The sequence below is a fragment of the Aliidiomarina quisquiliarum genome (assembly GCF_023922585.1).
In the GTDB taxonomy this organism is placed as follows: domain Bacteria; phylum Pseudomonadota; class Gammaproteobacteria; order Enterobacterales; family Alteromonadaceae; genus Aliidiomarina; species Aliidiomarina quisquiliarum.
In genome coordinates, this window is the sequence record NZ_JAMFTN010000028.1 from 62934 (window position 1) to 75152 (window position 12219).

Consider the following 12219-nt stretch of genomic DNA (forward strand, 5'->3'; position numbering starts at 1 on the left):
AGCCATAAGGGGTACTCAATCAGAGGTGGTGATCCCCCCCGTTCGATACCTTGTTACCCTTAGCCTGACACCGCACACTTTGTGTACCAAACATCATGCTCATCATACATAAAGGAAGGTTTATGCGGGACTTAAAAAAGTGGGACCCGGAAAACGAACAATTCTGGGAAAAAGAAGGCAAGCGAATTGCAAACCGTAACCTGTGGATATCTATTCCAAGTTTACTTTGCGGTTTTGCAGTGTGGATGTACTGGAGTATTATCACCGTACAAATGCTCAACCTAGGCTTTTCTTATACACCAGCTGAACTATTTACCTTAACTGCTATTGCCGGCTTAACTGGGGCAACCTTACGGATTCCGGCTAGTTTTTTTGTGCGAATTTGCGGTGGCAAATATACCATATTTCTCACCACCAGCTTACTTATAATACCAGCACTTGGTACCGGTTTAGCATTACAAAGTGTCGACACACCACTTTGGGTGTTTCAGTTAATGGCGTTATTGTCGGGTATTGGTGGTGGTAACTTCGCTGCGTCCATGTCTAACATTAGCTTTTTCTTTCCACGTAAGCAGCAAGGCCTTGCTTTAGGCTTAAATGCCGGTTTAGGTAACTTTGGTGTTACCAGTATGCAGGTGTTGGTACCCTTGTTTATGACTTTCGGTGCCTTTACTTGGATTGGCGGCGGCGAGTCTATGATTCTGCAAAAAGCCAGCGGTACTTTAATAGGCACTATTCCAGCAGGTAGCGAAACTTGGATTCAAAACGCAGGTTTTGTATGGCTGTTGTTGCTGGTTCCTTTAGCTTTTGCAACTTGGTTTGGTATGAACAACATTAATACCCCCGAGGTTACGCCTAAGCAACCACACGCCCTTATCGCCTTTGCCATTATTATTGGCATGTTAGGTGTTGGCTTTGTTACCTCTGCAGGTGGTTTGTGGCTAATGCTACCAACAGAAGCAAATGGTTCGGGTTTTGGTGTGCCCAAAGAACTGGTTATTGTAGCGGTGCTTGCGGTTACTGTATTTGTGTTAAAGGTAATACCTGGCGGCGTTGGTGAAAACCTTTCGCAGCAGTATAAAATCTTCGACAATAAGCACACTTGGGTAATGAGTATTTTATACGTAATGACCTTTGGTTCTTTCATTGGTTTTGCTGCGGCATTCCCGTTGTCAATTAAAATTATTTTTGGTAACAGCCATATTATTGTCGACGGGGTAATGACCCACGACACAATAAATCCGAATGCACCAAGCGCACTCACCTATGCCTGGATCGCCCCATTTATTGGCGCTCTTATTCGCCCAGTAGGTGGCTGGTTGGCCGACAAGTTTGGTGGCGCTGCAGTTACCCACGTGTGTGCAATTTTTATGGTGATATTTGCCGTTGGCGCAGGGCATTACATGAAGGTGGCCTATCACTCGCCAATGCCAGAAGAATCATTCATGCCATTCTTTTTACTGTTCCTAGGCTTGTTTGCCGCTAGCGGTATTGGTAACGGTTCTACTTTCCGTAGTATTGCGGTTATATTCCCGCGTGAACAAGCAGGTCCGGTACTCGGTTGGACATCGGCCGTTGCTGCTTATGGTGCCTTCTACATACCTCAAGTATTTGGTGAGCGCATTGCAGCTGGTGAACCAGGTAAAGCCATGGTTGGGTTCGCCTTGTTCTATGCCGTATGTATTGGCATTAACTGGTTCTACTACTTACGTAAGTCAGGTGAGTTTTATAACCCGTAGTGCGTATTAAGTAGGTTGTAGTGGCCCGTTCATGTGCAAGCATGAGCGGGCTTTTTTGTAGCGCTAGCCCGCATGTAAGTCTTCGCTTATTTCAGGGTTTTGCCGCTGCATCGACTTCGGTACAAAAGTAAAGCTAACCCGGGTACCACCTCCACTACGGCGACTAATATCAGCAGTGCCACCTAAATGGCGGGCGCGCTCTTTAATAATGGCCAACCCGTAGTGATTCAACCGTTCTGGGTGCTCTGCTATACCCATGCCGTCGTCGTCTACATATAAGGTTATAAAGCCTTCTGGTGCATGCTCAATCAGAATGCTCACGTTAGTGCCTTTACTATGATTAATAGCATTTTGGCTGGCTTCTCGAATTATTTGTAATAAATGAATTTCTTCGTGGGGCTCAAGGGGTACGTCGGCAATACGGTAATCTAACAGTATGGCCATTTCCGATTGTGCGTGCAGTTGCTTCATAGTGGTTTCTAATGCGTTTAATAAGCCACCCCCGTCTATTTTTAAACGGAAGGTGGTTAGTAGCTCTCTAAGCTGGCGGTAAGCCGAGTCTAGGCCGTGTTTAAGCTCTGCCGATACGTCTTTAATTACCTCTTCGTTTTTATTGGCAATCCCTTTGTTTAAACGCACCACTTGAATTTTCAAATACGACAGCGCTTGCGCTAATGAGTCGTGCAATTCACGGGCAATCACAGTGCGCTCATTCACCATGGCTAAACGGCGTACTTGGTCTTCTTCAAATTTTAAGCTAAGTGCCAAGGCCAGTTGATCCGATACTAATTTTAATAGCCGCTTTTGCCAGTCGTGCATTACTTCATGCTCTTTACAGCGCGCCACTAATACCCCAAAGCGCTTTTCGTCACGCCGAAGTGGGTAGAAGTATGAGCGAACCCCTCCTTCAACGGTAATAGTGTCGTCACGGCGAAGACATTCAGCACAATTAATAGCTGCGCATGGTAACTGCTCAGGCAGGTTAGAATGAAACTGCATGTAGGGCGAATCGCCGGTTTCAGTTACTAAGCACAGCTCAAGTTCACCTAGTTTAAGCACGTCGCGCAGTTTCATAGTGGTGTCACGGAAGTCGTTATAATTAAGCGAGTGGTCGTTAATACGGGTTGATATGTCATACAACAACTGCAGGGTAGTATGGCTACGTTGCAAATGCTTTGTTTGCTCGTCTACCCGGTGCTCTAAATGTCCGTACATATAGCCAATAGTATCGGTCATTTTATTAATGGTGGTACCTAGCTCGCTCAACTCATCGTGTTGTTTGGCTACCTTTACTCGGGCGGTAAAATCGCCATGGCCAATTTGCTGGGCTACATGTTGTAAATTAGACAAAGGTATTTGAAAACGTACACGTAACCAGTACAGCACCACCACAGCAAGTACGACACTAGTGAAAAAAGCAAAAATAAATAGCAAGCGTAACGAGCGCACGGTGTGTTCGGCGTCTTGTTGAATAAGGCTTACCATGGTGTCGATACGTGCCACCTGATGGTTTAACTGTGCAAATAATTCATCGCTATTTAATTGCTGCTGCCTTATTTGCTGTTCCAGTAGCAGCCAACTTTGCTTGGTAGTTTCATAGTATTCAAACACACTAGGTTCAGCATGCTCAAAACGTTGAAAAGTACGGTGCTGCCAAGACGCATTAATGGCATCGAGGGCCTCTGTTAAAAGAGCTGGGTTTTCGCGGCTTGCAGCTAAGGCTACATAATAAGTTTGATAGCGTAGTGCGCCTGCAACGTTTAATGCTTCGGGGTCGCGGTTCACTTGTTCAGACAGCCAATAACTAGTAAGTAAGGTAACTAGCGACAGCCCAACAATGGCAAATAAAGCCAAGCTAATGTTGCCTGCAAGCGAAGATTGGTATTGTTTCAAGGCATCTACCCCTTTTTATCTGATTTCGCTTTAAGCGTAAAATGAAAGCTACAAAAAGCCACTTTGAAGTCTTGTATATCAATAGCTTGCGTTACTTATGCACATACCACCAGCGGGGTATTCACCCTCGGGTTAGTTAGGAACTTGCGCTAGCCCCCTTGATGCAGATCAAGCACAATAAACTCACTTTACCATAGTGTTTGCTTTGTAACATGAATGCAGTAGCTAGACTGGAGTCTGAACAATGAGTCATTTACTCGACAAACTGCGCTTCTTCAAACAGAAGAAAGAATCCTTTTCCGATGGGCATGGGGTTCTGACCGATGAAGATCGCACCTGGGAACACGGTTATCGTCAACGCTGGCAGCACGACAAGGTAGTACGTTCAACGCATGGCGTGAACTGTACTGGCTCGTGTAGCTGGAAAATATACGTCAAAGACGGTTTGGTTACGTGGGAAACACAGCAAACCGACTACCCACGAACACGTCCTGATCTACCCAACCATGAACCGCGTGGCTGCCCACGTGGGGCTAGCTATTCTTGGTATATTTATAGCGCCAACAGGTTGAAGTATCCACAAATGCGCCAACAGCTCATGAAGCTATGGCGTGAAGCTAAAGCTGTGCACAGCGACCCAGTAGACGCTTGGGCTTCGATTGTGAACGATCCAGTGAAAGCGAAAAGCTACAAAGAACGCCGTGGTTTAGGTGGTTTTGTACGCGCTTCATGGGACGAAGTGAACGAGCTAATTGCTGCCTCTAACGTGTACACCACCAAGGAATTTGGTCCTGACCGAGTGAGCGGCTTCTCGCCAATTCCGGCTATGTCCATGGTGTCTTACGCTGCTGGGTCACGTTACTTGTCTCTTATTGGCGGTAACTGCTTAAGCTTTTACGACTGGTACTGTGACTTACCACCGGCCTCACCACAAGTATGGGGCGAGCAAACCGACGTTCCTGAGTCGGCCGACTGGTATAACTCGAACTACATTATTGTGTGGGGCTCGAACGTACCTCAAACCCGTACCCCCGACGCTCACTTCCTTACGGAAGTGCGTTATAAAGGCACTAAAACCTGCGTTATTACCTCAGACTACTCTGAGGCGTCGAAGTTTGGTGACACCTGGTTAGCACCACGCCAAGGTACCGACGCGGCGTTAGCAATGGCCTTTGGCCACGTTATTTTAAAAGAATTCTACGTTAATAATCCAAGCGACTACTTCCAAGACTACGTGCGTCGTTATACCGACATGCCCATGTTAGTAATGTTGGAAGAAGCGAACGGAAAACTAACACAAGGTCGTTTCTTACGTGCTGCCGACTTAGTCGACAACTTAGGTGAAGAAAACAACCCAGACTGGAAAACCATTGCCGTAGACCGCAATGGCGACCGTTTGGTGAGCCCGAATGGAGCAATAGGCTACCGTTGGGGGCAAAAAGGTAAATGGAACCTAGAGCAAAAAGACAAAGACGGCGAAGTCGACCTACACTTGTCGCTTAAAGACCATGCCGATGAAATTGTCGATGTAGCTTTCCCATACTTTGGCGGTAAGCCGCACGAGTATGAGTACTTCCAACATACGGCCCACGACGAATTACAAATGCGTCGTATGCCAGCTAAGCGCGTGCAGCTAGCAAATGGTGAAACCGCGCTTGTTGCAACCGTATTCGACTTGTTACTAGCGAACTACGGTGTCGATAACGGTATAAACGACCCGAATCGTGCGCAAAGCTACGAAGACAGCGTTCCTTACACACCAGAATGGCAACAAGCGATTACCGGCGTACAACCAGCCGACGTTATTCGTGTTGCTACCGAATTTGGTCGTAACGCACATAAAACACAAGGTCGTTCCATGATCATCGTGGGGGCAGCACTAAACCACTGGTACCACATGGACATGAACTACCGCGGTTTAATTAACATGCTAATGATGTGTGGTTGTATCGGTAAAAGTGGTGGTGGTTGGGCGCACTATGTGGGCCAAGAAAAACTGCGCCCACAAACCGGTTGGCAGCCATTAGCGTTTGCGCTTGACTGGCAGCGCCCGCCACGTCACATGAACGGTACCTCGTTCTTCTATAACCACTCTAGCCAATGGCGCTACGAGAAGTTAGAAATGACCGAGCTTATTTCACCCTTAGCAAACCCAGACAAATGGAAGTCAAGCATTCTTGATTTCAACATTCGGGCAGAGCGTATGGGCTGGTTACCGTCGGCGCCACAGTTAAACGTAAACCCGCTTGGTCTTACTGCCGCGGCAGAAAAAGCAGGTATGACAGCGAAAGACTATGTGGTTGACCAACTGAAAAGTGGCAGTTTGAAATTTGCTGCTGAACAACCAGACAACCCGCAAAACTTCCCGCGTAACTTGTTTATCTGGCGCTCGAACTTATTAGGTTCATCGGGCAAAGGCCACGAATACATGCTTAAGCATTTATTGGGTACTAAACATGGCTTGCTCGGTAAAGACTTAGGCCAGTTCGGCGGACAAAAACCAGACGAAGCTGAATGGGTAGAAGAAGGTGCTGAAGGCAAGGTAGACCTATGGGTAACCCTAGACTTCCGCATGTCAACCACCTGTTTATATTCAGACGTAGTATTACCAACGGCTACCTGGTACGAAAAAGACGACATGAATACCTCGGACATGCATCCGTTTATTCACCCGTTAACTGCTGCCATCGACCCAGTTTGGGAAGCACGTAGCGACTGGGAAATCTTTAAGGGCATTGCCAAAGAATTCTCACGCGTATGTGTAGGCCACTTAGGGGTACAAACCGACGTGGTAACAGTGCCAATGCAGCACGACACGCCAAACGAATTAGCTCAACCTTATGGGGTTAAAGCTTGGTGGAAAGGCGAATGTGAAGCTATTCCTGGTGTTACCATGCCCAACATTGTAGAAGTTGAGCGTGACTACCCGAATACCTACCAGCGCTTTACTTCGCTTGGCCCACTTATGGACCAGCTGGGTAATGGCGGTAAAGGTATCAACTGGAACACGCAAGCTGAAGTAGACTTCCTTGGTGAACTAAACCGTAAGCACGTGGAAGAAGGTGTTAACAAAGGCCGTCCAATTATCGACTCGGCTATTGATGCATGTGAAGTTATTTTGTCACTTGCTCCAGAAACCAACGGCCACGTAGCAGTTAAAGCATGGGCTGCACTCGGTGAATTTACTGGCCGCGACCATACCCACTTAGCGAAGCCGAAAGAAGACGAAACCATTCGTTTCCGCGACATAGTGGCACAACCACGAAAAATCATTTCGTCGCCCACTTGGTCTGGTTTGGAAGACGAGCATGTGTCATATAACGCAGGTTATACCAACGTGCACGAATACATACCATGGCGCACCATAACCGGCCGCCAACAGTTCTACCAAGACCACGAGTGGATGCGCGACTTTGGTGAAAACCTGTGTGTGTACAAGCCACCAATTAACTTGAAAACCGTTGCGCCAGTGTTGAACAAAAAGCCAAACGGTAACAAGGAAATTGTACTGAACTGGATTACACCGCACCAGAAGTGGGGTATTCACAGTACTTATTCAGACAACTTACTCATGCTGACCCTGTCACGCGGTGGTCCAATTGTGTGGTTGTCGGAAATTGACGCTAAAGCAGCAGGCTTGGTCGACAACGACTGGATAGAAATATTCAACGTGAATGGTTCTATAGCTGCCAGAGCTGTGGTATCGCAACGTGTACCAGAAGGTATGAGCATGATGTATCACGCCCAAGAGCGGATCGTGAATGTGCCAGGTTCAGAAATGACCGGTACGCGCGGTGGTATTCATAACTCGGTAACACGAGCAGTCATGAAACCCACCCACATGATTGGTGGCTATGCTCAACAAAGTTACGGCTTCAACTACTACGGTACGGTGGGCTGTAACCGCGACGAGTTTGTCATAATACGCAAGATGGACAAAGTTGATTGGCTCGATACTGAGTAATGTTACCGGCGCTTACGGCTATTTAAGTAGCTGTAAGCGCCACGCTAACATTGATTTTACTCACGGGTTCACCAAATTTTAGGAAGACGATTATGAAAGTTAGAGCTCAGATTGGCATGGTGTTAAATCTGGACAAGTGTATCGGCTGCCATACTTGCTCCATCACCTGCAAAAACGTATGGACCTCGCGCGAAGGGGTTGAGTATGCATGGTTTAACAACGTTGAAACCAAGCCGGGTGTTGGCTTTCCCAAAGAATGGGAAAACCAAGAGAAGTGGAATGGTGGTTGGGAACGCACCAAAAAAGGCAAGTTGCGCCTTAAAATGGGCGGCAAGTTGCGTATTTTAGCCAATATTTTTGCCAACCCTGATTTACCTGAAATTGACGACTATTACGAGCCGTTCGATTTTGATTATCAGCATTTACATACGGCTGGCGACTCACAGCACCAGCCTGTAGCACGCCCGCGCTCGCTTATTAGCGGCAAGCGCATGGAAAAAATCGAGTGGGGCCCAAACTGGGAAGAAATTCTTGGTACCGAATTCGAAAAGCGGAAAAAAGACGTTAACTTCAATGAAGTAATACAAAAAGACATTTACGGTCAGTTTGAAAAAACCTTCATGATGTACCTACCACGCTTATGTGAGCACTGCTTAAACCCAGCGTGTGTAGCGGCGTGCCCTTCGGGCGCTATTTATAAGCGGGAAGAAGACGGTATCGTGCTTATCGACCAAGACAAATGTCGTGGTTGGCGCATGTGCGTGTCGGGCTGTCCGTATAAGAAAATTTACTACAACTGGAAAACGGGTAAATCAGAAAAATGTACCTTCTGTTATCCGCGTATTGAAGCGGGCTTACCAACGACCTGTTCAGAAACCTGCGTAGGCCGTATTCGTTACCTAGGTGTTTTATTGTACGACGCTGACAAAATTCAAGCGGCGGCTAATACTCCGAACGAAAAAGACTTATACCAAGCGCAAATCGACTTATTCCTCGACCCATTCGATCCAGAAGTGATCGCAGCGGCGAAGAAGGAAGGCATTGCCGACAACTGGTTAAAAGCAGCACAGCGCTCGCCGGTATACATGATGGCAATGGAATGGAAAGTAGCTTTACCATTACACCCAGAATACAGAACCTTACCAATGGTTTGGTATGTGCCGCCACTATCACCGATTCAATCGGCAGTAGAAGCAGGCCACGTGGGTATGAATGGTGAAATACCAGACCTGAAGTCGTTACGTATTCCATTACGTTATTTAGCAAACTTGCTGACAGCTGGTGACGAAGCACCGGTAGAACGCGCACTTGAACGTATGATTGCAATGCGTGCATACAAACGTGCACAGCAGGTAGACGGCGTGGAAGACTTTGAAGTGCTCAAACAAGTGGGCTTAACACCAAACCAGGTTGAAGAAATGTATCGCTATATGGCGTTAGCAGACTTCGAAGACCGCTTTGTTATCCCAACCAGCGCACAAGCGTATGCACAAAACGCATACGACCTGAAAGGCGAATGTGGTTTCACCTTCGGTAGCGGGTGTGGTGGTGGCGACAGCGACTTAAACTTGTTCGGTGGCGACAAAAAAGGCGTACGTAAAGTCATTCCAGTAGTAATGAAGGACTAATACAATGCAAATTGCTCAAGTTATATCTTTGCTACTGGACTACCCAACAGAAGAGTTGGCCGAAGCAAAGCAAGCCTTTTTAGACGTTATCGCAACGTCTAAACTGGCTCCAGAACGAAAGCAAAACATGGTCGACTTTGTTGAGCAACGTTTTAGTGGCGACCTAATGGACTGGCAGTCTGAATATAACAGCCTGTTTGAACGCGGTCGTTCGCTTTCGTTACTATTATTCGAACATATCCATGGCGAGTCGCGTGCTCGTGGCCAAGCAATGGTCGATTTATTAAACCAATATAAAGAAGCTGGTTTGGAAATTGGTGTGCGGGAATTACCCGACTATATTCCACTTTACCTTGAGTTTTTATCAACCCAAGGCGAAGAAAACTTGGTGCTTGGCTTACAAGAAATTGCGCATATTCTAGCTACGCTCACTGCCCGCTTAGAGCAGCGCGAAAGTAACTATGCTGCGTTAACCAATAGCTTACTGAATTTGTCGGGCGTACAAGTAGACATGGCCGACATTCACAGCCAAATAGCTACTGAAGAGCGCGACGACACCAGGGAAGCACTTGACAAGGTGTGGGAAGAGGAAATGGTTACATTTGGCCCCGATTCCAACGCCGAAGGCTGCAGTACTGGCACTAGCCGCCCATCTGAAGGGCAGCGCAAAGACCAATTTGTACCTATTCAGTGGGCTGAGGAGCTGTTAAAAAACAGCGAGCCAGCAGCGAAGCAAGGAGAATAACCATGAACTTAGATCTGTTGATGTTTGGGATCTACCCCTATATTGCATCAGTCATTTTCTTTTTGGGCAGCGCGCTCCGCTATGATCGCGAGCAATATACTTGGAAGGCGCAGTCAAGCCAAATGCTTAGTAATAAGTATTTTCGTTTTGCCAGCGTGTTTTTCCACGTGGGTATTATTATGATCTTTGCCGGACACTTTGCCGGCTTGGTTATGCCCTACGAGTTATGGGAATTACTTGGCATTTCGCTAGCGCAAAAACAAATGATTGCATTAGGTGTGGGTGGTTTCTTCGGTGTCATTTGCTTCATTGGTTTAACCATGTTGGTATGGCGTCGGTTGTTTAACCCACGGGTACGCGCCAGTAGTTCACTGATGGACACCTTAATTTTACTGTTAATTTATTGGCAGCTAATTCTAGGTATTATTACTATCTTTGTATCTACTGGGCACATGGACGGTCATGTAATGAAAGACCTAATGAGCTGGTCGCGTTACTTGCTAACCTTCCACCCAGACAAAGCTGTTGCGTATATGTCTGATATCCACTGGATTTATAAAGCGCATGTATTCTGGGGTGTTACTTTGTTTGTATTATTCCCGTTCAGCCGTTTAGTACACATTTGGAGTGTGCCGGTAAAATATATTGGGCGTAAGCAGCAAATAGTACGTAGTCGTCATCCTAGCAAGAGGTAGTTATGATCCACGTAAACGAAGCGGTTATTGAAGAAAAAGCAGTACTAGAGGAAATGCAGTATCACCCTGCAACATCGCAGCGTGATGCCATGTTTCAAGCCGCCGAAGCACTTATTATTGGTGAGTTGTTAAAGCAGCGGGCTGCCGAACTTGGTTTAGACGTGCAAGATGCGAATGCTCCTGCGAACGAAGAAGACTTCCTCGATCAGCTGATCGAAAAAGAAGTTAACGTTCCTGAAGCAAGTGAGGAAGAGTGCCGTACTTATTTCGAGCAAAACCGCGATAAGTTCACGACGTCACCTCTGATGGAAGCAAAGCATATTTTATTGGCTGCGCCTCCAGGTGAAGACAAGCCAAGAATGGAAGCCCTTACTATTGCCGAAGAGCTTATTAAACAACTGAAAGCAGGCGGCGACTTTGCTCGCTTAGCTAAGGCTCACTCCGCTTGTCCGTCGAAAGAAACCGGCGGCAGTTTGGGGCAAATAAGCAAAGGCCAAACAGTGCCAGAGTTTGAGCGTGTGGTGTTTTCACTTGAACCTGGCTTGTACGACGCACCTATTGAAAGCCGTTATGGCTTCCATATTGTGTGGGTTGAGCGAAAGGTAGCTGGTTTGCCACTTGAGTTTATGGATGTGCGCGAAAAAATTCGCGACTACTTAAACGAAAAAGTGCGCCATAAAGCCATCGCCCAATATATTCACACCCTTATTGCCGGTGCGAAAATTGAAGGGTATGACTTCTCGGTGTCCACCTCGCCGTTAATGCAGTAAAAAATGCAATAAAAGTGCAATAGAACCGCTCAGCAAAAAGCCTGATTTGGGTATAAACCAAGTCAGGCTTTTTTTTTGTATTCAATGTGTTATATATTTTAATGAAAATTTACTGGCTTTGTGGAGAGAAGGAATAGTGAAGTATATTTATATTGTTGCTGTTTTTTTTGTTTGGGCTTTTACACCAAATAAGTTGGCCGCAGAAGAAAACAATAACAACCTAGAAACACGCCTTATTTTTTTGGATGTGTCGAAAGGCTGGGATACAAAATATTCAGGAGACTTCCCTCAAATAAACCCTATACCCCTGCCTGGCATTGAGCAACAACTTAGCGCTAAGTGGTCTGTAAGCCTGCGGGCTGTAGGGAGTCTTTTTTATGATGAAGCGAAACTTGATAGCGTGCCATTGGAACTAAAGTATCGTTTTACAGAAGCGCCCAAGTCGTTTTATGTAAAAGGTGGGCTACACCACTATAAATATAAACTTGCAGAAAAAAATCTTCCTTTTCGTGAAACCAAGGGAACCGGGCCAAGCTTAGCTTTAGGCTGGCATAGCCATAACCCAGGTGGGTTTGGTTATAGCGTTGAAACTTGGTATCGGCCCTTAAAACACTCAGACGTTTATGGGGTTTCTGCTATGCTCAGTTATGGTTTTAACTGGTTTTAACTGGTTTTAGCTTGAAGCCAGCGCGAATGCTTTAATCATCCGAAGTGGTGGCTTACTCAGGTTATACATCACCAAAGGCCAGCGGCCAACGTTTGCTTTTATATACATTTAGTATATA

At 46.4% G+C, this 12219-nt stretch carries 8 protein-coding genes; 7 read left to right on the plus strand and 1 reads right to left on the minus strand.

From position 1 onward, the window contains the following. Positions 1-122: 122 nt before the first annotated feature. Positions 123-1739 (plus strand): MFS transporter, encoded by a 1617-nt coding sequence (locus M1L23_RS12360; RefSeq protein ID WP_252627745.1) that lies wholly within the window; start codon positions 123-125, stop codon positions 1737-1739. A gap of 63 nt (positions 1740-1802) precedes the next feature. Here the strand turns inward: M1L23_RS12360 and M1L23_RS12365 are convergent, their stop codons facing one another. Next, entirely contained in the window at positions 1803-3632 is a 1830-nt protein-coding gene (locus tag M1L23_RS12365; protein WP_252627746.1) for an ATP-binding protein, read from the minus strand. Between the two features lie 244 nt (positions 3633-3876). Between M1L23_RS12365 and M1L23_RS12370 the strand changes: the two genes are divergently transcribed. The 6 genes from M1L23_RS12370 to M1L23_RS12395 all read left to right on the plus strand — a co-directional run bounded on the left by M1L23_RS12370 (position 3877) and on the right by M1L23_RS12395 (position 12101). Beyond that, entirely contained in the window at positions 3877-7596 is a 3720-nt protein-coding gene (locus tag M1L23_RS12370) for a nitrate reductase subunit alpha (RefSeq protein WP_252627747.1), read from the plus strand. Positions 7597-7688: 92 nt separating this feature from the next. Next, entirely contained in the window at positions 7689-9224 is a 1536-nt protein-coding gene (gene narH / locus M1L23_RS12375) for a nitrate reductase subunit beta (RefSeq protein WP_252627748.1), read from the plus strand. A 4-nt stretch (positions 9225-9228) separates the two neighbouring features. Then, positions 9229-9969 (plus strand): nitrate reductase molybdenum cofactor assembly chaperone, encoded by a 741-nt coding sequence (gene narJ / locus M1L23_RS12380; protein WP_252627749.1) that lies wholly within the window; start codon positions 9229-9231, stop codon positions 9967-9969. A 2-nt stretch (positions 9970-9971) separates the two neighbouring features. After that, a complete protein-coding gene (narI, locus tag M1L23_RS12385; RefSeq protein ID WP_252627750.1) occupies positions 9972-10664 on the plus strand; it encodes a respiratory nitrate reductase subunit gamma in 693 nt (230 codons plus the stop codon). A gap of 2 nt (positions 10665-10666) precedes the next feature. Continuing rightward, positions 10667-11434: a peptidylprolyl isomerase gene (locus tag M1L23_RS12390; RefSeq protein ID WP_252627751.1), complete on the plus strand. Its 768-nt coding sequence runs from the start codon at positions 10667-10669 to the stop codon at positions 11432-11434. A gap of 136 nt (positions 11435-11570) precedes the next feature. After that, positions 11571-12101, plus strand: coding sequence for a hypothetical protein (locus M1L23_RS12395; RefSeq protein WP_252627752.1), 531 nt, complete (start codon positions 11571-11573; stop codon positions 12099-12101). Positions 12102-12219 lie beyond the last annotated feature (118 nt).